This window comes from Actinoplanes oblitus, assembly GCF_030252345.1.
GTDB lineage: Bacteria > Actinomycetota > Actinomycetes > Mycobacteriales > Micromonosporaceae > Actinoplanes > Actinoplanes oblitus.
Window position 1 is genome coordinate 6958162 of sequence record NZ_CP126980.1, and the last position, 22502, is coordinate 6980663.

Here is a 22502-nt window from a genome sequence, read left to right on the forward strand (position 1 = left end):
GTTAGGACGCTCCGGAGCTAGCTAGGACAGCACGGACACGGCGTGCACTGAGCCCCAAACGATCTCCCAACTCGGCCTGAGTCAGGGTCGGCTCTGCGGTCAGAAGATCGTCAACCAGACGGCGGGTTACATCGATCGGCCGGCGTACACGCGGCCGCTTCGGTCGATCCACAGCCACCGGTTCCGCTTGTTCCGCTTCTTCCTGTGGCGCTTGAAGGTCGCCCCGAGGGAAAGGCTCGGGGCGACCAGGTGCAACGTAGCCGGTCACATCCTGGTCCTCGGCGACTACCGGCGCTGTTTCCGGTGTACCCCCGGAACCTGAGAGAACAAGCTTCGTCAACGCCATGAAGGCGACGGCTGGAATGGAGGACAGCACCCGTCCGGAGATGCTTGGTTCCGCCACCGCCAGTTGGGCAGCCAGCGACAGGCCACCAGCGGCGAACACGAGGAACAGCGGGTAGCGGAACTTCTGTCCTACCCTCCGGCGTCGCCGGATCTCCAGGAGTGCAGCGACAGGTACCAGGTCTGCAACGGCGCTGTTGACCCAACCGAACGCCTCCGGGGTTTCGGCAGGGCTGTGAGCCAAGGTCCAGTCCTTCGTATGCGTGAAGGACACCCAAGCTGCCGCACCACCAACCCCCAGGAGGATCAGCACCAGGACGACACGTTCCGCTCGTTCGGTGCGACTCACAGCCCACCTCCCAGCGCCTCGGCGCGGCAGGCTCCGCAGTTCCGGGCGAGTTGACCGGGGTGCCGGTGGCACTTCTGTTCACCAGCCGCTGGGGGGAGCGCAGCGCCTCGCCGTTCCCATGGCTTCACCGGTGAGGTTTGGGGGTTGGATACCCGCGAGGGGAAGAAGCGGCGGAAGCCGCCCTTAGAGCTTCCCAACTTCGAACCAACTTCGGGCGACACCTCTTGAGTGTCGGGGGTAGTTGCTTGATCTGTTGGGGGTGTTGCCTCGTTCTGACGGGGCTTGACTACGCGATTGATGGCCTCCACGGTCAGCCGGTAGACCGTCGTGGCGCCCTTGCGGATCCGGGCGACCAGCCGACCGAGGGCAACCAGCTTCGCGAGCACTCGGGACACGGTGCGCTCACTGACCCCTACGTAGTCGGCGATTGTGGCGACCGAAGGGAACGCGTCGCCCATCCCATTGCCGTGTGCTGCAACGGTCACGAGGACTGCCCGCTCTGTCTTGCCGAGGTCTTTGGATGCCAGCAGGGCGGCTTTCACTAGTTGGCCGCTGGCGTACGGCTGAACTGCGGTCACTTGGTCACCGCCACGAGGCGGACCACAGCGGCGATGTCGTCGGCCGTCAGCCTCTTACGGTTCTTCCAGCACTCCAGGAGTGTCCGGATACCGTCTTCGTCCAGTTGGCCAAACGGCTTAAGCGCAGTAGCGGCCTGGCTCACGTTAGAGTCGTGCACGTCGGGGCTTCCTCCCGGCTACTGCCCTGGTCGACGCTGCAACGTCGGCCGGGGCTTCTCATTTCGCGCTTCAGAGCGCATGATGACAGTCTGTCGTAGTACGCGGACGCGTTCACCGTGTGCGACAGCTACCACTGTTCGCTGCTCGGGCCGACCGACCCGAACCGGTATCACATGTGGACCGGCTGGGTCGGCAACGACGGCAAGGGCGGCGGCCCGGTGATCACCAACGCCGAGGCCGGTTACGACTGGACGACCTATCCGGAACGGCTGGAGAAGGCCGGCGTCTCCTGGAAGGTCTACCAGGACATCGGGCTGGGACTGACCGCCGCCGGGTCCTGGGGCTGGACCTCGGACCCGTTCATCGGCAACTACGGCGACAACTCGCTGCTCTACTTCCACCAGTATCAGAACGCGACGCCGGGCAACCCGCTCGCCGACCGGGCGAAGACCGGCACCGAGGTGAACAAGCTCGGCCGCAGCCCCGACCAGTTGCTCACCGACTTCCGCAGGGACGTCGAGAACGGGACGCTGCCGCGGGTCACCTGGCTGGTGGCGCCGGAGGCGTACACCGAGCACCCGAACTGGGAGCCGCACAACGGCGCCTGGTACGTCTCCCAGGTCATCGACATCCTCGCGTCGAACCCGGCGATCTGGTCGAAGATGGCGCTGTTCGTCACGTACGACGAGGAGGGCGGCTTCTTCGACCACCTGGTGCCGCCGACCCCCGACCCGGCGCGCTCGACCGTGTCCACCGTCAACGAGATCTACCCGGGCGGCGACGGGCACCCGGCCGGCCCGTACGGTCTCGGCATCCGCGTCCCGATGATCGTGGTGTCGCCGTGGACCCGGGGTGGCTGGGTGAACTCGCAGACCTTCGACCACACCTCGCTGATCCGCTTCCTGGAGCGCCGGTTCGGCGTCACCGAGCCGAACATCACCCCGTGGCGACGGGCCGTGGCCGGCGACCTGACCAGCGCGTTCGACTTCAGGACGCCGAACCGCCGGCCGGTCGACCTGCCGGACACCACCAGGTTCAAGCCGGCCGACCTGACCCGGCAGCCGGACCTGGTCCCGGTCCCGCCGGCCGACCCGGCGCTGCCCAGGCAGGAGCGCGGGGTGCGCCCGGCGCGGGCCCTGCCGTACGCCCTGCACGCCGACGCCGTCGCGGACACCGTCGAGCTGCGCAACACCGGTAGGGCGACAGCGGTCTTCCAGGTGCGGCCGGCCGGCGCCGACCCGTTGTCGATCACCGTCGGTCCCGGGAGGCACTTCGCCGAGAAGCTCACCGCCGGCGACGTGGAGGTGCACGGCCCGAACGGCTTCTACCGCCACTTCCGGCGCGGCACCTCGGCCGTCCAGGTCCGGGCCCGCTACGACGAGCACCGCGACACGGTCTTGCTGGAGATCCGCAACGCCGGCCGGGGGCGGGCCGAGGTGACTGTGGCCGACCGCTACACCGGCCACGCCGCGACGCTGTCGCTGCGCCCCGGCACCGCCCGGACCTCCCAGGTCACCGCGGCCCGCACCCGCGGCTGGTACGACGTCACCGTCACCTCGGGCGACACTGTCGCGCAGTACGCCGGCCACCTGGAGAACGGCCGGGACAGCATCACCGATCCACTCATGGGCGGCCTGGTCTGAGGGCTGGACGACCTGCTCCGCGGCCGTCGCCGCCGGGACTCAGCCGAGCTGGGCCCAGGCGCCGGGCGCGGAGCGGATCGCCTGCACCACGGCCGGCGCGGCGCGGTAGGTGACGTGCCCGCGCGGGCAGGTCAGCTCGTAGATCAGGTCGGCGTGGTGGCGCAGCAGCATGTCCCGGAGGGTGTCCGGGTCCGGGTCGCCGGGCAGGCTCCCGGCGAGCAGCTCCCGTTCCAGGGCCGCGCTGCGCCGGGGCATCACCTCGTAACCGGCCGGGGCCCGCACCGTGAGCATCGCCGGGAACCGCCGGTGGACCGCCTCGGCGATGAGGTCCCCGCAGGCCGGGCAGAGCAGTTGCTTACGCACCGTCCATCCCATCCGTCCAGGGTGCCCTCCCGGCCCGCCGCCCGCCACCGGGCGGCGGGTTGACGCCGCCGGGGGTGGGGTATCCGGAGATCGTCAGTGATCTTCACCAGGACGGAGGTGGGCGCCGTGACCACGCCGAGCGCCGGCATCGCGCTGATCGAGCTGGGTGACAGCGACCCGGTGGTGGCGGATCCGGCCGAGGACATCCGGGGCCGGCCGGTGCGCGACCGGGACGGGCACGAGCTCGGCCGGATCGACGATCTGCTGATCGATCCCGAGGAGCGCAAGGTGCGGTTCCTGCGGGTGGCGCACGGCGGGATCCCCGGGTTCGGGGCGACCGCGTCGTTCGTGCCGGTGGAGGCGATCCGGGCGATCGACGACGAGGTCGTGCACGTGGCCGAGCCGAAGCAGATCGTGGCCGAGGCACCCCGGTACGACCCCGGGCTGGTGGACGCCACCGAGTACTACCACGACCTGTACCGGCATTACGGGTACTCGCCGTTCTGGAACGCCGGCCACACCCACCCCGGAAACCCGTATTACCGCATCTGATCCGCCCGGTGCCAGGAGCGCCACAGCGACGCGTACGACCCGCCCGCCGCGAGCAGCTCGTCGTGCGTGCCGAGCTCGATGATCCGGCCGTCGTGCATGACGGCGACCCGGTCGGCGTCGTGCGCGGTCTGCAGGCGGTGCGCGATGGCGATCACGGTACGCCCGTGCAGCACCGCCGCGAGTGCCCGCTCCGCGTCCCGGGCCGCGGTCGGGTCGAGCAGCGCCGTCGCCTCGTCCAGGATCACCGTGTGCGGCCCGGCGAGCAGCACCCGGGCCAGCGCCAGCTGCTGCGCCTGCGCGCCGTCGAGCGGATGTTCACCCAGGTCACGGTCCAGGTCGTCGGCCCAGTCCGCGCCGACCGTGGCGAGCGCCCGGCGCAGCTCGTCGTCCGGCGCCGGCACCATCAGGTTGTCCCGCACCGTCTCCCGGAACACGTGGAGTTCCTGGGTCACCAGCACCACATGCTCGCGTAGCGACTCCGGGGGCAGGTCGGCGATCGGCACCCCGCCGACGGTGACGCTGCCCGCCGTGGGCCGGTCGACGCCGGCCAGCAGGCGACCCAGCGTCGACTTGCCGGCCCCGGAGAGGCCGACGACGGCGAGGCGCTCCCCCGGGCGTACCGTCAGCTCGATGTCGTGCAGGACGTCGCGGCCGCCGTCGTAGGCGAAGCGGACGCCGCGCACCTCGATCCGGTCACCATCCGGCGGGTCCGGTGCGTAAGCCGGCGGCGTCGGCGCCGCGGCCAGCCCCTCGACCCGGGCGAACGACGCGGCCGCCGCCTGCAGCTGTTCGATCCGGATCAGCAGGGTGTCCAGCGGGTTCGCCAGCTGCCGCAGGTAGAGCACCGCCGCGCTGAGCACCCCGAGGCTGATCCGGTCGTGCAGGTAGAGCAGGCCGCCGGCCAGCAGCACCAGCACCAGCGGGACCGCGTAGGACGCCTCGACGCCGGGCAGGAAGACGCTGCGCAGCCCGAGGGTGACCAGCCGGGTGCGGCGGGTCTCGGCGATCGCCGCGTTCCCGGCCGCGAGCCGCCGGCCGGCCAGCCCGAACGCCTCGACGGTGCGCGCGCCCGAGGTGGTCGCGGCCAGCTCCTCGGCCAGCCAGGAGTTGGCGTCGCCCTCGCGCAGGTACGCGTCCCGCGCCCGCTTCAGGTACCACCGGGTGACGATCCAGATGCCGGTCAGGCCGAGCACCCCGAGCAGGCCGAGCAGCGGGCTGAGCAGGCACACGGCGATCAAGATGAAGATCATCTCGACCAGGCCGATGAGGATCCGCGGCAGCAGGTCGCGCAGCGTGCCGGCGACCGTGTCGACGTCGGTGGTGCCGCGGGCGGCCACGTCACCGGCCGGGATCCGCTCGATGACCGACGCCGGCAGGTCGAGCGCCCGCCGCAGGAACGTCTCGCGGATCCGGGCCGAGGTGCGCTCGCCGAAGCGGTAGGACTGGGCGAGCGCCAGCCGGGCGACAAGGGTCTGCGCCAGCGCGCAGACCAGCACGGCCAGGGCGAGCCGGTCCACGGCGGCCACCCCGCCGCCGGCGGCCACCGTGTCGATCACCCGGCCGAGCAGCCACGGGCCGCCCAGCCCGGCGATCGCCGCGAGCGAGTTCAGCCCGATCATCACGAGCACCGAGCGCCGGTCGGCGGCGATCAGGCGCAGCGTGGCGCGCAGGACGAGGCGCTGGTCCGCGATCGGCAGGGTGGCGCTCATCCGGCGAACACCCGGGTCACCAGGGCCCGGTAGCCGGGTTCGGCGGTGAGCAGCTCGTGGTGCGTTCCGGTGGCCGCGACCCGGCCGTCGACCAGGTAGTGCACGGTGTCGGCCTGCTCCAGCAGCACCGGCGAGGTGGTCGCCACCACCGTGCCACGACCGGCCCGGTGCCGGGCGAGCCGTTCGGCGATCGCCGACTCGGTGTGCGCGTCGACCGCCGAGGTGGGCTCGGCGAGCAGCAGCATCTCCGGGTCGGCGTGCACCGCGCGGGCCAGCCGGACCCGCTGCCGCTGCCCGCCGGAGAGGTTGCGGCCACCCCACTCGACCGGGTGGTCCAGGTCGCCGCCGGCCACGTCGCCGGCGACAGCGGTGTCGATGGCGGTCCGGATCAGGTCGTCGTCCGGATCGTGCCGGCCGGCCACCACGTCGCGCAGCGAACCGGCGAACAGGTCGGCGCCGTTCTCGGCGACCAGGATCCGCTCCCGCACGGTGTCCCGCGCCAGGGTGTCCAGGCGGCGGCCGGCCCAGGTGGTGTCGCCGGGCAGGTACCGGCCCAGGCGGTCGAGCACCTCGACGGCATCGGCGGGGCGGGCGCCGGCCAGGGCGGTGAGCCGGCCCGGCTCGGCGGTCACCCCGGACACCGGGTCGTGCAGGCCGCCCGGGGCGGGCGGGCCGGCGTCCCCGGCCGGGTCCTCCAGGGGCAGGCCGAGGAAGCTGATCACGCGGCGGGCGGCGACCAGGCCGTACGTCAGGTCGAAGCCGCAGAAGATCAGCACGCTGATCGGGACGACCAGCAGCGCGGTGTAGCCGTACACCCCGACCAGCTGACCCACGGTGATCTCGCCGCGCGCCGCCATCCGGGCGGCCACCCAGATCACCGCGGCCAGGAACACCATCGGCAGGCCGTCGCCGAGCGCGCCGACCCAGCTGGCCGGCCGGCCCACCCGGTAGCCCTGGTCGCGCAGCGTGGTGGAGTCGCGCACGTAGCGGGCCAGGTGGGTGTCGGCGCCGCCGAGCCCGTTGAGCACGCGCAGGCCGCCGAGCACGTCGACCAGCCGGGCGTTGAGCGCGCCCTGGCGTTCCCGGTACCGCGAGCCGGCCCGCTGGGTGGCCAGCAGCAGTGGCGTGATCAGCAGACCGAAGCCGGGTACGCCGAGCGCCACGACCAGCGCGAGGGCCGGAGCGGTGCGGTACAGCATGGTCGCGACGACGGCGCAGGAGCAGAGGCAGGCGATGCCGATCCCGGCGACGTTCATGGCCCGGCCGATCAGCCACACGTCGGAGATGCCGATGGTGACCACCTCGCCGGCGGTGATCCGGCGGGGCAGGGACGCGCCCAGCCGGGTGGCGTGGGTGAGCACCAGGTCGGCGGTACGCAACGCGGCGGCCAGCCGCAGCTTGGTCATGTTCCGGTGCCGCAGGATGCCGAGCACCGCGTTTACCAGGCCCATCACCAGCACCGCAGCGGCCCAGGCGACCAGCGGGCCGGCCCGGCGCGGGGTCAGGCCCCGGTCGATGGCCTGGGTGAGCAGCCACGGCATCGCGGCCAGGCTGGCGAACCAGAGCGCCCCGCACAGCCCGCCGAGCGCCACCCGGCCCGTCAGCTGCCGCGCCAACCACCAGAGGTAACGACCGGGTCCCCGTTCCACACCGACATCCTGCCGGTACCGCGGCCCCGCCGAAACCGATTAGTCGAGCAGGCGGCGCATGCGCAGGCTGCGGATGTGGTCGTCGGCCCGGGACAGGCCGGCCTGCACCGTCTCCATCGGCTGGAAGCCGCGCGACCGGTAGAAGCCGATACCGGCCGCGTCACCCAGGAACACCGACAGCCACACCTCGGTGCCACCGGCCGCCCGGATCTGCTCGATGACCCGGTTCAGCAGCAGAGTGCCGAGCCCGCGGTGCCGCTCCCGCGGATCCAGGTAGATCAGATACAGCTCGCCGACGCCGGGGCCGGTCAGCCCACCACCCGCCGCACCGACCAGCCGCCCGCCCTCCTCGGCCACCTGGTAGCCGAACCACCTCGGCGGGTCGGCCGGCACCTGCCGGGCCACCCGCTCCGCACCGAAGTAGACGGCGACGGTCCGGTCGATGTAGCCCGGCGGCAGCAACTCGCGGTAGGCCGTCCGGTACGCGGTAACGCAGATCTCCGCGACGCGGGAGGCATCGGCGCTGGTCGCGGGACGGGCAACGGCGGTCAACGAGGTTCCGGGCACGCGGATGAGGGTAGATCACCGCCGACTGGCGGCCAGTGCCTCGCCCAGCGCGGCGACCACCCGGTCGGCGTCGGCCTCGCCGGTGCGCCAGTTGGCGAAGGCGGCGCGCAGGGCCGGGACGCCCTGGTGGACGGTCGGCGTCAGGAACGCCTCGCCGGAGCGGGCCACGGCGGCCAGGACCTCGGGTGCGCCGTCCACCGCGAAGCAGACGACATTGAGACGTACGGGTGCCAGCAGCCGTACCCCGGGCAGCGTCGCCACCCGCGCGCCGAACCGGCGTGCCGCCGCGACGTTGCGCTCGACGATCTCCCGGTGGCCGTCGGCGCCGTACGCGGCAAGCGTGAACCAGGCGGTGAGGGCGCGCAGCCGGCGGGAGTTCTCCGGGGTGAGGTGGAACAGGTCGGGGTCGCCCTCGGGCGGGGTGAGGTACGCGGCCGCGTTCTGGAAGACGTTGAGCTGCAGGTCGCGGTGGCGGGTGAACTGGACCGCCGCGTCGTACGGGACGTTGAGCCACTTGTGCAGGTCGACGCAGACGGAGTCGGCTCGGTCGAGCCCGGCCACCAGGTGTGCGTGGTCCGGTGACAGTGCCGCGAAGCCGCCGAACGCCGCGTCGACGTGCAGCCAGAACTGATACTTCTCCTTGAGCCGCGCGACAGCCCGCAGATCGTCGAAGTCGACGGTGTTCACCGTCCCCGCGTTGGCCACCACGATCGCCGGGCCGTCCAGTGCGGCCAGAGCGGCTTCCAGCGCCGCCACGTCCACCGCTTCCCGGTCCGGCAACAGCGGGACGGTCCGGAGCTGATCACGCCCGAGGCCCAGCACGGCGAGCGCCTTGTAGATGCTGGAGTGCGGCGCACCGGACAGCACCGGGACGTCGCCCAGCGCGCCGACCCCCTGCCGGGCCACGCTGACCCCCTGCCGCGCCCCGAGCCACTCCCGTCCGATCGCCAGCCCGACCAGGTTCGACATGGTCGCCCCGGAGACGAACGTCCCGCTGTGCCCGTCGCCGAGCCCGAAGAGCGACCGCAGCCACCCCACCGTCTCCCGCTCCAGGTCGACAGCCGACGAGTCCTGCCGGGTCACCGCGTTCTGGTCGAACGTCCCGGTCAGCCAGTCACCCACCAGCGCCGCCGGCGTGGCCCCGCCGGTGACGAACCCCAGATAGCGCGGCCCGGCGCTGCCGGAGAACCCGGGCGCCCACCGCTCCCGGAACATCTCCAGGGCCCGGGCCGCACCCACCCCGGTCACCGGGAGCGGCTCGGGCACGAGGTTCGCGGGCGGCGCCGCGGCCGGCCGCTCGTCGAGGCCGTCCAGCACGCCGGCGGCGTAGTCACGGGCGGCAGTCAGCAGATCGGGCAGGCCGGCCAGGTCGGCGGCGAGGCGAGAGTCCACCAGGGCACGGTAGGCGGGTGCCGGGCACCGCGTCGCGGTCCAGTCCGGCGTCGCTGGCCTCAGTCCTGCGCCAGTGCCGGCACACCACCGGCGCAGGTCACCCGGATCCGCACGCGGACGTGGTGGTCCCGGACACTGCGGAACTCCCCTTCGCGATCGCGCTGCTCGTGCACGGCGAAGCCCTGGGCCGGCGCCATCGAGACGATCCCGCCGCAGCCGGCCACCACGATCCCGCCCCGGGTGGTGAAGGAGCGGCCGGTGTCGCGGACGGGCACGGCCGGTGAGGTGGCCACCGACCGCGACGGCAACGGCGACGGGGTCAGCTCCGCCAGCTTCCGCTCCACCTGCGCCTCGCTGACCGCGTCGTCGGCCCGGGTGGTCAGGTCCGCGCCGACCAGCCGGATCCCGATCACCCCCACCAGCACGGCGAGGACCGCCGCCACCACCCAGCCCGCGCCGATCACCACACGCTGCCCGATCCGACTCACCGGGCCACTATGCGTCAGGCGAGGTCAAGGCGTACCCAGGACACCGCTAAGAGAGGGTTAAGAACCGCCCGGACCCCCTGGTCAAGCCGTTACCGTGCAGCCGTGGCGAGACTTCTGCTGATCGAGGACGACCCGGCGATCCGGAACACCCTGCTGCGCGCCCTGAAGGAGCGCGGGCACGCGGTGGCCGCGTCGGGCGCCGCGATGGAGGGCCTGCGGACCGCCCTGGCCGACAAGCCCGACCTGCTCGTCCTGGACCTGGGCCTGCCCGACCTGGACGGGCGGGAACTGCTGCGGATGCTGCGCGCGGTCAGCCGGGTCCCGGTGATCGTGGCGACCGCCCGGGACGAGGAGAGCGAGATGGTCCGGCTGCTCGACGCGGGCGCCGACGACTACCTGGTGAAGCCGTTCACCGCCGCCCAGCTGGACGCGCGGATCCGGGCGGTGCTGCGGCGCGGCACGGCGCCCGGCGAGACGCCGGTGCTCGCCGTCGGCGGCCTGCGGATCGACCCGGCCGGGCGCACCGTCACCCTGGACGGCGCTCCGGTCGAACTCACCCCGCGCGAGTTCGACCTGCTGCACCACCTCGCCGGGCGGGCCGGTCAGGTGGTCACCAAGCGGGAGCTGCTCAGCGAGGTGTGGCAGGTGCCCTACGGCGGTGCGGACAAGACCGTCGACGTGCACCTGTCCTGGCTGCGGCGCAAGCTGGGCGAGACCGCGCAGGAGCCGCGCTACCTGCACACCGTCCGCGGGGTCGGGGTCAAGCTGAGCGAGCCGGCGTGAGGACCCGGCTGACGCTGCTGGTCGCGGCGACCACCGTGCTCGTGCTGCTGGCCTTCCTGGTGCCGACCGGCCTGCTGCTGCGCCAGGTCGCGCGGGATCGCGCGCTCGGTCAGGCGGACGACGTGATCCAGACGATAGTTCCGCTGGCCGGGAGCGACCCGGGGACGTTGCGGCTGGTGGTGACGGCTCAGGCCGTACCGGTGACGGTCTTCCTCCCGGATGGGACCACCGTCGGCGCGCCGGCGACCGCGACCCCCGCGGTCCGCCTCGCCAGAGGCGCCAACCAGGCGCTGACCGTGGCCACCGGCGCGGGCCGTGAGCTGGTCGTCCCGGTCGTCGGCGCGGCCGGTACCAGCGTGGTGCGCACCGTCGTCACCGACGCCGAACTCTCCCGTGGCGTGACCCGCTCCTGGCTCACCCTGGGCGGCCTCGGCGTCGCGTTGCTGCTGCTCGGCCTGCTCGTCGCGGACCGCCTGGCGCGCACCATCACCGCCCCGATCACCCAGCTCGGCGCGGTCTCCCACCGCCTCGCCAACGCCGAACTGACGGCCCGCGCGACCCCGGCCGGCCCACCCGAGCTGCGCGAGGTGGCCGGTGCCCTCAACCATCTCGCGGACCGCATCCACCACCTGCTCGCCGCCGAACGCGACCGGATCGCCGATCTCTCGCACCGCCTCCGCACGCCGCTCACCGCGCTGCGCCTGGAAGCCGAGTCGCTGCGCGACCCGGACGAGTCGGCCCGCGTCGCCGCCGCCGCCGACGGCGTGGCCCGCGCGGTCACCGCGATCATCCGGCAGGCCCGCCGCGACGTCACGACCCACCCGGCGAGCTGCGACGCGACGGCGGTGGTCCGCGACCGGGTGGCCTTCTGGCGCGTCCTGGCGGAGGACACCGGCCGAGCCGTCACCGGATCACTCCCGGACCGTCCGCTGCGTGTCGCGGTAGCCGCCGACGACCTGGCCGCCGCCCTGGACGCGCTGCTCGGGAACGTTTTCGCACACACCCCGGACGAGACGCCATTCTCGGTCACCCTCGCTGCCCGCCCGGACGGCGCGATCCTCACGGTCGCCGACCGGGGCCCCGGTTTCCCCGCGTCGGCCGCCGCCCGCGGCACCTCCGGCGGCGATTCCACCGGCCTCGGCCTGGACATCGCCCGCCAGATCGCGACAACCTTCGAGATCGCCGGTGGCCCGGGTGGCGCCGTGGTCTCGCTGTCCCTCCCCACCCCCTGACCCATTTCGTACGCCTGTGCACGGTCCCGTGGCCACCCGCGACGCCCGCCAGCACGCACGGCCCGCCCGGCGACCGCCGGGCTGAATCCCGGCGCGAGGAACCCACGCGCCGCCCGGCACGCGTCCGGGATGGACTTTCCGCATGCCTTCGCAGCCGATATATTGCCTCGCGTGGAAACGCCCCTGCGCGAACCGACCTTCCTGATCCTCACCGCCCTGGCCGGCGAACCCCTGCACGGCTACGGCCTGATCGCCGAAGTCGACCGTCTCTCCGAGGGCCGCATCGCCCTGCGCCCCGGCACCCTCTACGGCGCGCTCGACCGCCTCACCGACGCGGGCCTGGTCACCATCGACCACGAGGAGACCGTCGACGGCCGCCTGCGCCGCTATTACCGGCTCTCCGGCCAGGGCACCACCCTGCTCGCCGCGGAGACCGACCGGATGCGCCGCAATGTCGAAGCCGCCGCCGCCCGCCTCCGCACCCGCCCCGCCCCGGCCCCGCGCCTGGCCCGCCTCGCCCAGCACTCTCCCCGCCTCACCGGAGGAATGGCATGACCGAACTGGAACGCCGCTACTCCCGTCTGGTCCGCTGGTTCTACCCAGCCGCCTATCGCGAGGAGCGCGGCAGCGAGATCGTCGGCACCTACCTGGAGGTCACCGACCCGGCCCGCAGCCGGCCCGCGCTCGCCGACGTGGCCGACCTGGCCGCCGCCGGCATCCGGGAGCGGGTCCACGCCGCCGGGATCACCGACCTGGCCCCGGCCTTCCGCCTGGCCGGCACGCTCGCCCTGATCACCGCCACCGGGGTGGCCGCCGCCTGGACCGTCCTGGAAGTGGCCCCCCAGCCGCCGGAATCACGCGCCTTTCATTGCGGCCCGTTCGCCTCCCTCGGCGCCGTCGTCTGGCTCGCCTGGCTGCTCGCCGCGATGGTGCACGTCGTCGCCCCGGGCCGCTGGACCCGGCTCACCATCGGCGCGGCCCTGCTGGTCACGGTCGGGATCGTGCCGATCACCCCGCTCACCACCGAGTTCCGGCCGCCGCTGTTCGTCCTGCTGCCGCAAGCCGCCCTGGGCGTGGTAGCGCTCGCCGGAGCCGGCCGCCGGCCATTGCCGATCCGGTTGCTGCCCGTGGCCGTCGCCGCCACGGTCTTCACCCCGAACGCGATCGCGATGACCCGCGACTACTTCGACCTGAGCTACTACGGCCAGACCGGGGAACAGGTGCTGTCCTCCACCGGCACCGCCCTGCTGACCGTCACCCTGCTGCTCACCGTCAGCCTGGCCATCCGCGGCGACTACCACGGCGGCTGGACCCTGCTGGTCCTCGCCGCCCCGATCGCCACGCTCTACCTGCAGCGCCTGGCCGCCATCGTCAACGACGACCTCACCGGCTCCCCCAACCCCACCTACCGAACCATGGCCGCGATAGCCGCCGTCACCACCCTGCTCGGCCCAGCCCTGCTCCTGCTGGCCCTCCGCACCCGCCGCCCTCGCCGCACCTCCACGCCCACCCCACCCGTCTGCACCTCCTGCGGCGCCCACCTCCAGTCCACCGCCGAACCCCACTGAGCCCCGACAAGTCACCGCACCGCCGCCGTCGGACGACCCGGCGCCCCGTCGACCGACCGCACCGGCTGGAACACGCGGTGACGTCCCTGCGAGAGTGGCAGTCCCCGCAGTGCCGCCTCGGGAAGCCGGACGAACCCGCGCGGCCGACCGACCCGGCCCGGCCGGCGTTACGCACCGCCTCGAGAGCTGCCCCCGTGCTCGGCGACGGGCATGACCGGGCACGGCCCCCGGACCCGGAGATCCGGAGCAGTACCGATGACAGGCCCGCCGGCGAGCCCGCGGACGGTGGTCAGGCGTCGGGGGCGGTGGCGCTCAGGTAGGTGAGGACGGCTCGGACTCGGCGGTTGGTGTCGTCGTCGGCGTGCAGGCCCAGCTTGGCGAAGATGGACGTGGTGTATTTGCTGATGGCGCCCTCGCTGAGGAAGAGCCGGGCGGCGATCGCGGTGTTCGAGATGCCCTCGGCCATCAAGGACAGCACCGAGCGTTCCCGCTCGGTGAGGGTGGCGAGCGGGTCGGCGCGGCGGGGGCGGCCGAGCAGTTTGGCGACCACCGCCGGATCGAGGGCGGTACCACCGGCGGCGACCCGGGTGAGCGCGTCGATGAACTGGTCGGCGTCCAGCACCCGGTCCTTGAGCAGGTAGCCGACGCCGCCGTCCCGGTCGGCGAGCAGCTCGCCGGCGTAGAGCTGCTCGACGTGCTGGGACAGGATCAGCACCGGCAGGCCGGGGACCTCCCGACGAGCGGCGAGCGCGGCCTGCAACCCCTCGTCGGAGAACGTGGGCGGCAGCCGGACGTCCACGATCGCCACATCCGGACGCTCCTTGAGCAGCGCCTCCAGGGCAGCCGGCCCACTGTCGACAGCGGCTACCACCTGATGGCCGTAGGACTGGACCAGGCGCACCAGCCCGTCCCGCAGCAGGAACAAGTCTTCAGCGATCACAACACGCATGGCACCGACACCGTAGCGCGCGTCGGCCCGCCCGCCGGACTCGAGATCTCCAGCCGCCCACCGAAGGCCGCCATCCGCCGCGCGATCCCGGCCAGCCCCGACCCACCCGAGGACGAGCCGACGCGGGAGGACGAGGTGGCCGGGGCGGGGACGCCACCGACGCCGTTGTCGGTCACGGTGGCGGTGAGCTCGCGGCCGGCGTAGCCGAGGTCGATGGTCACCTGGGAGGCGTGGGCATGCTTGGTGACGTTGGTCAGGAGCTCGGCCACCGCGAAGTACATCGCCGACTCCACCGGGCGCTCGGGGCGCGACGGGACCGCGGCGTGCACCGTCACCTGGACCGGCACGTCCAGCGCCAGCGCCCGGACCGCGTCGACCAGGCCCCGCTCCACCAGCACCGGCGGGTTGATCCCGCGCACCAGCGACCGTAACTCCTCCAGCGCCACCCGCGACGACGCCCGCGCCTCGGCCAGGATCGCCTTGGCCGCCTCCGGATCCGCGTCGACCATCCGCTCGGCCGCCTGCATCGACATCCCCATCGCCACCAGCCGCGCCTGCGCCCCGTCGTGCAGCCCGCGCTCGATCCGCTCCAGCTCGGCCGCCTGGGTCTGGGTCAGATCGGCCTGCAACGTCTCCAACTGCCGCAGCCGCGCCCCCGCGGCCGGCCCCAGGAACCGGACCGCGACAGGCCGGAAGACGCCCCCGGCGAACACCCCGGCCACCAGCGCGACGATCAAGATCAAAAGCCCGATCACGGTACGCCCGGAGCCCGCCAGCCACACCCCCACGCCCGCCGCGACCAGCGGCAGCGCCGTCACCGGGAACACGGTCACGCCCGCCACGAGCGCCCACAGCCCGTCCCACTTCACCTGCGGGTCGTGGAAGCGGGCGTTCATCGCCGCCCGGCGCCGCGCCTCGCGCTCCGACTTGTGGTACTCCCGGCCATCCCACCAGAACCCGGTGGCCATCCGGGTGACCGGGGCGGGCGCGGCGTACCCAACCGTGAGATCCAACCCGAACCACCGCCGCGCCCGCCGCCGCGCCGCCTCCGCGAGCGGCCGGCTGGTCAGCGCGTGGGTCATCCACAGCGCCGAGGCCACCCACAGCAGCACCACCAGCACCTGACCGATCGTGACCAGCGCCCGCACGGCCCACGGCGCGTGCCGGCCGTCCGTCCAGGTCGCCACGAACAGCGTCCCGAACCACCCGACCGGCACCGCGACCACCGGCAGCGGCGCGGTGAGGCCGGCCAGCACCAGCGACCGATGAAGCCCCTGCCAGGCGTGCCGCAGTCCCATCGTCCCCTCCATGTCCACGTTCGACATCGGAGGTGCCCGCTGTCGACATCCAAGAAGGTACGGCCGAGCGGCGCCGCTCGACACCCGCTGAGCCCCCGGCTTCGGTGGGCCCAGCCCCACCGGGCCGGCCCCGCCACCGGAACAGCTGCTGGCCCTCGCCGCCGGGCTGACGGCAAGCGCGTTCCTGGCCCGGCGGTTCGGCACGCTGCGGACGTACCTGACGGCTCTCGCCGGTTTCGTGGTCGCGTCCGCGGCCTGCGCCGCCGCGCCCACCCTGCCGCTTCCTGCTCCCGGTCTTCGCCCAGGCGGTGCCGGGGCACTCCACGCTGACCACCGGCCTGGCCCTGCTCCCGCAGGGTCTGATCACCGGGATCGGCACCGCGATCGGTCAGCGGCTGGCCACCCGGATCTCGGTGCGCACGCTGGTCACCGGCGGTTTCCTGGTGCTCGGCGGGACGAGCGCCGGCCTGCTGCTGCTCCGGGCGGACACCCCGCTCTGGGTGACCGCGATCATCCTGTCCGGGCGGGCCGTGGCGATCGGGTTCGGGATCACGCCGCTGCTGTTCGCGATGCTCGCCCCGCTCGGCGACGCCCAGCTGGCCGACGGCAACACCATCTTCAACATCGCGCAGCGGCTCGGTGGCGCGCTCGGCGTCAGCCTGCTCTCCACGGCGTACGCCGCGCAGGTCGCCGCCACCGATCCGGTGACCGGATTTCATCACATTGGCGTGATCCTCACCGGTGTCGCGCTCGCCGCCGCCCTGCTGGCTCTGTTGCTCGCCCCGATCCGGCAACCAAGCACCTGACCCGATCGTTTCCGAGCACGTGAACCTCGCGATCTTGCTGTCCACCGTCCTGTTGGCGGCCCCCGTACCTCATGGATCTGCAATGCCGGATCTGCGGTGCACCGGCAACCCCGCGGCCAGCGCCCGAGCCGGCCGCACCCCGGTCCTGCTGATCCACGGCACCACCTCGAACTCCCGGGCCAACTTCTCCTGGAACTGGGCCCGGGCGTTCGACCGCGAGGGCCGCGCGCACTGCGAGATCGACCTGCCGGACAGCGGCAACAGCGACATCCAGGTCGCCGCCGAACGGGTCACCCACGCGATCCGGCACCTGTACCGCGCCGCCGGGACCCGGATCGACCTGGTCGGGCACAGTCAGGGCGGGATGATCGGCCGCTGGGCGCTGAAGTACCACCCGGACACCCGCCGGATGGTCGACGACTACGTCTCGCTGGCCGCGTCCAACCACGGAACCAACGAGTTCGTGGTGCAGTGCGCGGCGCAGACGGTCTGCTCGGCGGCGTACTGGCAGCAGCGGACCGGCTCGGCCTTCCTGTCCGCGCTCAACAGTGGCCCGCAGACCTGGCCGGGCATCGACTACACGCAGCTCTACACCCGCTACGACGAGATCATCCTGCCCTACCGCCGATCCGCGCTGCCGCCCGCGCGCAACGTCAGCAACCTCGCCGTCCAAGATCTCTGTCCCACCGAGACGGTCGAGCACTTCGGGATGGCCTACGACAACGCGGCCTGGCTGCTCGGCATCGACGCGATCCGGCACCCCGGCCCGGCCCGGCTGTCCCGGGTGAGCCGCGCGACCTGCGGCTGGCCGCTGATGCCGGCCGTCGACCCGATCCAGTTCCCGTCGAACGCCTCGGCCGCCCTGGTACAGAGCGCCCGATCGATGCTGACCACCCCGCAGCTGACCGCGGAGCCGCCACTTCGGCGCTAATCACCTTGACTTCAACCAAGGGTCAGGTGCCACCGTGGCCGGCATGAGCATGGAGATGGCGGCCTGGAACTCGATGTATCACGCGATGAACCAGCAGGACGACAGACGTCCGTTCTCGCTGGCGACCCTGCGGCGAATAGCCGGGTTCGCCCGGCCACACCGGCGCGCACTCACCGGCTTCCTCCTGGTCAGCGTGGTCACCGCGGTCCTCGCGGTGGCCGGCCCGGTGCTGGCCGGGCGGGTGGTGGACGCGATCGTCGAGGGCCGGGCCACCGACCTGGTGGTCAAGCTCGCGGTGGCGATCGCGCTGGTGGCGCTCGGCGAGTCCGGGCTCGGCCTGGTGCAGCGGTGGTACTCCGCCCGGATCGGCGAGGGGCTGATCCTCGACCTGCGTACCGCGGTCTTCGACCACGTGCAGCGGATGCCCATCGCGTTCTTCACCCGGACCCGTACCGGCGCGCTGGTCAGCCGGCTCAACAACGACGTGATCGGGGCGCAGCGGGCGTTCAGCGACACGCTCTCCGGCGTGATCGGCAATCTCGTCACGCTGATCCTCACGCTGATCGTGATGGTCGGCATCTCCTGGCAGATCACCCTGCTCGCCCTCGCCCTGCTGCCGGTCTTCGTGCTGCCCGCGCGGCGGATGGGTGGCCGGCTGGCCAAGCTGGAGCGGGAGGCGGCCGAGCACAACGCGGCGATGAACACCCAGATGACCGAGCGGTTCTCGGCGCCCGGCGCGACGCTGGTCAAGCTCTACGGCCGCCCGGAGGCGGAGTCCGCCGAGTTCGCCGCCCGGGCCCGCCGGGTCCGCGACATCGGGGTACGCACCGCGATGGCCCAGTGGGTGTTCCTCACCGCGCTGGTCTCGGTCTCCGGGCTGGCGGTCGCGCTGGTCTACGGGCTCGGCGGCTACTACGCGCTGCGCGGCACCCTCGAGCCCGGCAACGTGGTGGCCCTCGCCATCCTGCTCACCCGGCTCTACGCTCCGCTCACCTCGCTGGCGAGCGCCCGGGTGGAGGTGATGAGCGCGCTGGTCAGCTTCGAGCGGGTCTTCGAGGTGCTGGACCTCAAGCCGCTGATCGAGGAGAAGCCGGACGCCCGCGCGGTGCCGGACGGGCCGGTGTCGGTGGAGTTCGACGCGGTGACGTTCGCCTACCCGGCCGCCGACCAGGTGTCGCTCGCCTCCCTGGAGGAGGTGGCGACGCTGGACAGCCGGGGCGGGGCGGAGGTGCTGCACGGGGTGTCGTTCAAGGCCGAGCCCGGGCAGATGGTCGCCCTGGTCGGCTCGTCCGGTGCCGGCAAGTCGACGATGGCCGGCCTGCTCCCCCGGCTCTACGACGCCGGGTCCGGCGCGGTCCGCCTCGCCGGGGTGGACGTGCGCGACCTGACCGCCGCCTCGCTGCGCGCCACGCTCGGCATGGTCACCCAGGACGGGCACCTGTTCCACGACTCGGTCCGGGCCAACCTGCTGCTGGCCCGCCCGGACGCGACCGAGGAGGAGATCTGGGAGGTGCTGCGCCGGGCGCACATCGCCGACCTGATCGCGTCGCTGCCGGACGGGCTCGACACGGTCATCGGCGAGCGCGGATACCGCCTCTCCGGGGGCGAGCGCCAGCGGCTCACCATCGCCCGCCTGCTGCTGGCCCGCCCCCGGGTGGTGGTCCTCGACGAGGCCACCGCGCACCTGGACTCGACCTCCGAGCAGGCCGTCCAGGCCGCGCTGGGCGAGGCGCTGGCCGGCCGCACCGCGGTGGTCATCGCGCACCGCCTGTCCACGGTCCGCGCCGCCGACCAGATCCTGGTGATCGAGGACGGCCGGGTCGTCGAGCGCGGCACCCATCCGGAGCTGCTGGCCGCCGGTGGCCGATACGAGGAGCTTCACCGCACTCAGTTCGCCGCGGTCTGATCCCGGAAGCCGTCCGGGCGGACGCGGATCCCGTCGATCACCTTGCGGCGGCCGTCGTGCAGCAGGCTGAGGTCCAGGCCGGGCACGCGGTCGCCGTGGTCGAGACCGGCCACCCGCTCGGCGAGCGCGCGGGCGTCGATCAGCTCGGTGAACACCTCGCGCAGCGCCACCACGTCCTCGTCCGGCAGGAACAGCACCCCCTGCGCGCGGCTCGCCTGCAGGACCCGGGCGGCGACCGGATGCCGTTCGGCGTGATAGGTGTCGAGCAGTTCGTCGCCGGACTCGCCGCGGATCACCTCGGCGAGTTTCCAGCCCAGGTTGACGGCGTCCTGCAGGCCCAGGTTGAGGCCCTGGCCGCCGGCCGGCGAGTGGATGTGCGCCGCGTCGCCGGCCAGGAACACCCGTCCTGACCGATACCGCACAGCCTGCCGGGTGGCGTCGGTGAACCGGCTGGCCCACCGCACCCCGGTCAGCGTCAGGCCGTCGCGGGCCAGCGCCTCGGCGAGCTCGCTGTCCGGGATCGGGTCGTCCCGCCCGGCGGCCGCCTGCGTGGGCCCGGCCGCGAGCATCCGGAACACGCCGTCGCCGAGCGGCAGCACGGTCAGCAGGCCGTCACCCCTCGGCGCCGGCAGCTCCCACTCGCTCGGCCCGGTTTCGGCCAGCGTCACGTCCGCCACCAGCGCACACACCCGTGCGTCCCGACCTTCAAAGGCCACACCCAACTGCTTGCGTACGACGCTCCGCGCCCCGTCGCAGCCGATCAGCCAGGATGCCCGTTCCCCGTCGACTGTCACTCCCGCCTCGTCCTGCTCGAACGCTGTCACCGCGGTGCCGTAGCGGATCTCGGCGCCGAGCGAGACCGCCCACTCGGTGAGCCGCTCCTCGACCCGGGCCTGCGGGATGCCGACCTGGTAGGGATAGGGGGTGTCCAATGTCGAATAGTCCAGTGGGATCCCGGCGAAGTGACCGCGGGGCAGCAGGACCGGCGCCTGGGCCAGGATGTCGTCGAGCAGCCCGCGCGCGGCGAGCACCTCGGCCGAGCGGGGTTGCAGGTTCAGCGCCTTGGACTGCCCGGTGCGGGCGGTCAGCCTCTCCCGCAACGACACCCGGGCGCCGCCGAGGGCCAGCTCGCCGGCCAGCATCAGCCCGGTCGGCCCGGCGCCGGCGATGATCACGTCGTAGTCGTTCATGCGATGCTCCTCTTGACCTGCGGCTGCGGCGGTCATGCCCGCAGGCCCGCCTTCTTCGTGTAGTAGAGGTGGAAGATCAGGGTCGGGACGAGAATCACCGGCCAGCTGGCGTTGAGCACTGCCGGCGCGAGGTCCAGCGGCAGGAGGTAGGCCGCGAGCAGGGTGACGACCACGTTGACCACGCTGGCGCAGCCCCAGACGAAGGTGATCACCCGCAGGCCGTGCCGGAAGGCCGGGTCGGTGTCCCACCTGGCCTGCCACGCCCGCAGGCCGTCCGGGCCGACCTTGGCGAGCACGAACGCGCGGAACAGGTACATCAACGCGGGACGGCCGACCCGGACGGAGGCCAGGAGCCAGACCCCGATCAGGCCGCCGAGCAGGCCGCCCCAGGCATCACGGATCAGCATGGTGCGCGGGTCCCCGGTCATCGCCGAGACGCCGACGCTGAGCGCGACGACGGAGAGCACGAAGAGGGCCAAGAAGTCGATCTCGCGGGAGCGGAGGAACCGGATGACCACCACGGCGGCCGGGACCAGCGCGGACAGCAGCAGCGACCACCACTGGTCGACGCCGGCGGCGCGCAGGCCGTAGAAGACGGCCAGCGGCAGGCCGAAGTCGACGATCAGCGGGAGCAGGAGGGCGACGCGTCTCGGCGTCTTCACGGGAGTGGCTGACGGGGTCATGCGGGACTCCTTCAGGAGGCAGTGGTGTGGCGGCGTCGCTCCGGTGTGGCGGCGTCGCTCCGATGGCTCAGGGTGTGGCGGCATCGCCCCGGGTGGCTCAGGGCGTGGCGGTGTCACCCCGGGTGGCTCAGGGCGTGGCGGCATCGCTCCGGATGGCTCAGGGCGTGGCGGCATCGCTCCGGATGGCGCGGGTGAAGAGGGCGACCAGTTCGGCCGCGTAGGCGTGCGGGTCGAGGTCGGGCTGCTGGGCGGCGGCGTCGATGGCAGCGCGCACGGTGGTCGCCATGACGACCGGGTCGAACCGGCGGAACTCGCCCGCCTCCTGGCCCTCGCGGAACATCGCGGCCAGCCGGGATCCCGGGTCGTCGACCTCCTCGGGCCGCACCAGCGGGGCACCGTCGTCGGTGCGGGCGCTCATCGCGATCTCCAGGTACGCCCGGATCGCTGCCGGGCGCTCGGCGAAGAACTCAAGGTTCGACTCGATGTAGGTCGCCAGCAGCTCGGAACGGTCGCCGGTGACCGCCCGGAGCCGCTTGCCCATGAAGTCGGCGGCGTCCGCGAAGACGGCGGCGACGACGGCGCGCACCAGGTCGGCCTTGTCGTCGAAGTGATACGAGATCAGCCGGGTGCTGCTGATCCCGGCCCGCTTGGCGATCCGGGCGAACGAGGCGTTGCCATAACCCAGCTCGGCGATCGTGTCGATCGCGGCGGCGACGATCTGCGCCCGGCGCGCCCCGGCGGTCACCGTGTCGTTTACTCGCATGAGTAATTTTTTACTCGCTCAAGTAACAGATGTCAAGCCGGTCGATGCCTCCGCCACTCACGCGCGTCATCGAGAGCAGTGCTCTTGACAGAGAGCGTCGATGCCGATTCACTGTTAACGAACGAGAGCAGTGCTCTCGCCAATGCGGAACGAGGAGGACCACATGCGGTATCTGGCCCCGAAGCGTGCGTCGAACGCGTTCAACGACCTCGCGAAATGGCTGACGGCGCACGGGATCAGCCTGCTGGGCAGCCGGGTGCTGGCGGTGCGCGGGCGCAAGAGCGGCGAGGTGCGGACCACCATCGTCAACGTGTTCGACCACGACGGGCAGCGCTATCTGCTGGCACCGCGAGGACACACGCAGTGGGTGCGGAACCTGCGGGCGGCCGGGACGGGCGAGTTGCGGCTCGGGCGGCGCAGCGAGCGGTTCACGCCGGTCGAGGTCGCGGACCGGGAGAAACCCGAGCTGATCCGGCTCTACCTGCGCAAGTGGGCGTGGGAGACCGGCGCGTTCTTCGACGGGCTCAAGGCCGACTCGCCGGCAGCCGACATCGAGGCGGCGGCTCCCGGCTTCCCGGTGTTCCGGATCGTGCCGAGCTGAG

General features: G+C 72.7%; 23 protein-coding genes. 10 read left to right on the plus strand and 13 right to left on the minus strand.

Translation table 11 applies throughout. The features are described from left to right. Nucleotide 1: 1 nt before the first annotated feature. Together Actob_RS31405 and Actob_RS31410 are read right to left on the minus strand one after the other, a co-directional pair. Nucleotides 2–691: a hypothetical protein gene (locus tag Actob_RS31405; RefSeq protein WP_284915469.1), complete on the minus strand. Its 690-nt coding sequence runs from the start codon at nt 689–691 to the stop codon at nt 2–4. Continuing rightward, nucleotides 688–1269, minus strand: coding sequence for a helix-turn-helix transcriptional regulator (locus Actob_RS31410; protein WP_284915470.1), 582 nt, complete (start codon nt 1267–1269; stop codon nt 688–690). Before Actob_RS31410 ends, Actob_RS31405 begins: the two co-directional genes overlap by 4 nt. 275 nt (nt 1270–1544) lie before the next feature. Here Actob_RS31410 and Actob_RS31415 point away from each other — a divergent pair, with 275 nt between their 5' ends. After that, complete coding sequence (locus Actob_RS31415) at nt 1545–3071, plus strand: alkaline phosphatase family protein (protein ID WP_284915471.1); 1527 nt, start codon at nt 1545–1547, stop codon at nt 3069–3071. Nucleotides 3072–3110: 39 nt separating this feature from the next. On the opposite strand, the gene Actob_RS31420 is transcribed toward Actob_RS31415, so the two are convergent. Next, nucleotides 3111–3434, minus strand: a complete 324-nt coding sequence (locus Actob_RS31420; RefSeq protein WP_284915472.1) for a hypothetical protein — start codon at nt 3432–3434, stop codon at nt 3111–3113. Between the two features lie 126 nt (nt 3435–3560). On the opposite strand from Actob_RS31420, the gene Actob_RS31425 reads away from it, so the two are divergent. Continuing rightward, nucleotides 3561–3986 (plus strand): PRC-barrel domain-containing protein, encoded by a 426-nt coding sequence (locus Actob_RS31425; protein WP_284915473.1) that lies wholly within the window; start codon nt 3561–3563, stop codon nt 3984–3986. Here Actob_RS31425 and Actob_RS31430 read toward each other — a convergent pair. From Actob_RS31430 to Actob_RS31450, 5 genes are all read right to left on the minus strand, one after another. Then, the gene (locus Actob_RS31430; protein WP_284915474.1) at nt 3974–5695 is read right to left on the minus strand and encodes an ABC transporter ATP-binding protein; all 1722 of its coding nucleotides are present in this window, start codon (nt 5693–5695) and stop codon (nt 3974–3976) included. The two genes, Actob_RS31425 and Actob_RS31430, sit on opposite strands and share 13 nt — an antisense overlap. Continuing rightward, nucleotides 5692–7287 (minus strand): ABC transporter transmembrane domain-containing protein, encoded by a 1596-nt coding sequence (locus tag Actob_RS31435; protein WP_407653725.1) that lies wholly within the window; start codon nt 7285–7287, stop codon nt 5692–5694. The genes Actob_RS31430 and Actob_RS31435 overlap by 4 nt, the downstream gene beginning before the upstream one ends. A 96-nt stretch (nt 7288–7383) precedes the next feature. Beyond that, complete coding sequence (locus Actob_RS31440; protein ID WP_284915475.1) at nt 7384–7911, minus strand: GNAT family N-acetyltransferase; 528 nt, start codon at nt 7909–7911, stop codon at nt 7384–7386. A 15-nt stretch (nt 7912–7926) separates the two neighbouring features. After that, nucleotides 7927–9303, minus strand: coding sequence for a pyridoxal phosphate-dependent decarboxylase family protein (locus Actob_RS31445; protein ID WP_284915476.1), 1377 nt, complete (start codon nt 9301–9303; stop codon nt 7927–7929). Between the two features lie 59 nt (nt 9304–9362). Further along, a complete protein-coding gene (locus tag Actob_RS31450; protein ID WP_284915477.1) occupies nt 9363–9791 on the minus strand; it encodes a hypothetical protein in 429 nt (142 codons plus the stop codon). A 102-nt stretch (nt 9792–9893) separates the two neighbouring features. Here Actob_RS31450 and Actob_RS31455 point away from each other — a divergent pair, with 102 nt between their 5' ends. From Actob_RS31455 to Actob_RS31470, 4 genes are all read left to right on the plus strand, one after another. Then, entirely contained in the window at nt 9894–10574 is a 681-nt protein-coding gene (locus Actob_RS31455) for a response regulator transcription factor (RefSeq protein WP_284915478.1), read from the plus strand. Then, on the plus strand, nt 10571–11806 hold the full coding sequence (locus Actob_RS31460; protein ID WP_284915479.1) for a HAMP domain-containing sensor histidine kinase: 1236 nt from the start codon (nt 10571–10573) through the stop codon (nt 11804–11806). The genes Actob_RS31455 and Actob_RS31460 overlap by 4 nt, the downstream gene beginning before the upstream one ends. 171 nt (nt 11807–11977) lie before the next feature. After that, nucleotides 11978–12361 (plus strand): PadR family transcriptional regulator, encoded by a 384-nt coding sequence (locus Actob_RS31465; RefSeq protein ID WP_284915480.1) that lies wholly within the window; start codon nt 11978–11980, stop codon nt 12359–12361. Further along, complete coding sequence (locus Actob_RS31470) at nt 12358–13374, plus strand: hypothetical protein (protein WP_284915481.1); 1017 nt, start codon at nt 12358–12360, stop codon at nt 13372–13374. Before Actob_RS31465 ends, Actob_RS31470 begins: the two co-directional genes overlap by 4 nt. 289 nt (nt 13375–13663) lie before the next feature. Here Actob_RS31470 and Actob_RS31475 read toward each other — a convergent pair whose 3' ends face one another. Beyond that, nucleotides 13664–14323 (minus strand): response regulator transcription factor, encoded by a 660-nt coding sequence (locus tag Actob_RS31475; protein ID WP_284915482.1) that lies wholly within the window; start codon nt 14321–14323, stop codon nt 13664–13666. Further along, the gene (locus tag Actob_RS31480) at nt 14311–15648 is read right to left on the minus strand and encodes a sensor histidine kinase (protein ID WP_284915483.1); all 1338 of its coding nucleotides are present in this window, start codon (nt 15646–15648) and stop codon (nt 14311–14313) included. Before Actob_RS31480 ends, Actob_RS31475 begins: the two co-directional genes overlap by 13 nt. A 281-nt stretch (nt 15649–15929) precedes the next feature. On the opposite strand from Actob_RS31480, the gene Actob_RS31485 reads away from it, so the two are divergent. From Actob_RS31485 to Actob_RS31495, 3 genes are all read left to right on the plus strand, one after another. Beyond that, nucleotides 15930–16427, plus strand: coding sequence for an MFS transporter (locus tag Actob_RS31485; protein ID WP_284915484.1), 498 nt, complete (start codon nt 15930–15932; stop codon nt 16425–16427). 82 nt (nt 16428–16509) lie between these two features. Beyond that, on the plus strand, nt 16510–17358 hold the full coding sequence (locus Actob_RS31490) for an esterase/lipase family protein (protein ID WP_284915485.1): 849 nt from the start codon (nt 16510–16512) through the stop codon (nt 17356–17358). A 43-nt stretch (nt 17359–17401) separates the two neighbouring features. Beyond that, entirely contained in the window at nt 17402–19264 is a 1863-nt protein-coding gene (locus tag Actob_RS31495; protein ID WP_284915486.1) for an ABC transporter ATP-binding protein, read from the plus strand. Here the strand turns inward: Actob_RS31495 and Actob_RS31500 are convergent. From Actob_RS31500 to Actob_RS31510, 3 genes are all read right to left on the minus strand, one after another. Further along, nucleotides 19246–20454: an FAD-dependent monooxygenase gene (locus Actob_RS31500; protein WP_284915487.1), complete on the minus strand. Its 1209-nt coding sequence runs from the start codon at nt 20452–20454 to the stop codon at nt 19246–19248. The two genes, Actob_RS31495 and Actob_RS31500, sit on opposite strands and share 19 nt — an antisense overlap. Nucleotides 20455–20486: 32 nt before the next feature. Further along, complete coding sequence (locus Actob_RS31505; RefSeq protein ID WP_284915488.1) at nt 20487–21137, minus strand: VC0807 family protein; 651 nt, start codon at nt 21135–21137, stop codon at nt 20487–20489. A gap of 157 nt (nt 21138–21294) precedes the next feature. After that, nucleotides 21295–21900 carry a TetR/AcrR family transcriptional regulator gene (locus Actob_RS31510; RefSeq protein WP_284915489.1) on the minus strand — a complete coding sequence of 202 codons (606 nt, stop codon included), beginning with the start codon at nt 21898–21900 and terminating at the stop codon, nt 21295–21297. 163 nt (nt 21901–22063) lie between these two features. Between Actob_RS31510 and Actob_RS31515 the strand changes: the two genes are divergently transcribed. Then, nucleotides 22064–22501 carry a nitroreductase family deazaflavin-dependent oxidoreductase gene (locus Actob_RS31515; RefSeq protein WP_284915490.1) on the plus strand — a complete coding sequence of 146 codons (438 nt, stop codon included), beginning with the start codon at nt 22064–22066 and terminating at the stop codon, nt 22499–22501. Nucleotide 22502 lies beyond the last annotated feature (1 nt).

Excerpts from the sequence above, each read along its gene's own strand:
- Actob_RS31495 (WP_284915486.1), top strand. The coding sequence starts at position 17,402 with ATGAGCATGGAGATGGCGGCCTGGAACTCGATGTATCACGCGATGAAC.
- Actob_RS31505 (WP_284915488.1), bottom strand. The coding sequence starts at position 21,137 with ATGACCCCGTCAGCCACTCCCGTGAAGACGCCGAGACGCGTCGCCCTC.
- Actob_RS31490 (WP_284915485.1), top strand. The coding sequence starts at position 16,510 with ATGCCGGATCTGCGGTGCACCGGCAACCCCGCGGCCAGCGCCCGAGCC.
- Actob_RS31500 (WP_284915487.1), bottom strand. The coding sequence starts at position 20,454 with ATGAACGACTACGACGTGATCATCGCCGGCGCCGGGCCGACCGGGCTG.
- Actob_RS31515 (WP_284915490.1), top strand. The coding sequence starts at position 22,064 with ATGCGGTATCTGGCCCCGAAGCGTGCGTCGAACGCGTTCAACGACCTC.
- Actob_RS31475 (WP_284915482.1), bottom strand. The coding sequence starts at position 14,323 with ATGCGTGTTGTGATCGCTGAAGACTTGTTCCTGCTGCGGGACGGGCTG.
- Actob_RS31510 (WP_284915489.1), bottom strand. The coding sequence starts at position 21,900 with ATGCGAGTAAACGACACGGTGACCGCCGGGGCGCGCCGGGCGCAGATC.
- Actob_RS31430 (WP_284915474.1), bottom strand. The coding sequence starts at position 5,695 with ATGAGCGCCACCCTGCCGATCGCGGACCAGCGCCTCGTCCTGCGCGCC.
- Actob_RS31470 (WP_284915481.1), top strand. The coding sequence starts at position 12,358 with ATGACCGAACTGGAACGCCGCTACTCCCGTCTGGTCCGCTGGTTCTAC.
- Actob_RS31480 (WP_284915483.1), bottom strand. The coding sequence starts at position 15,648 with ATGTCGAACGTGGACATGGAGGGGACGATGGGACTGCGGCACGCCTGG.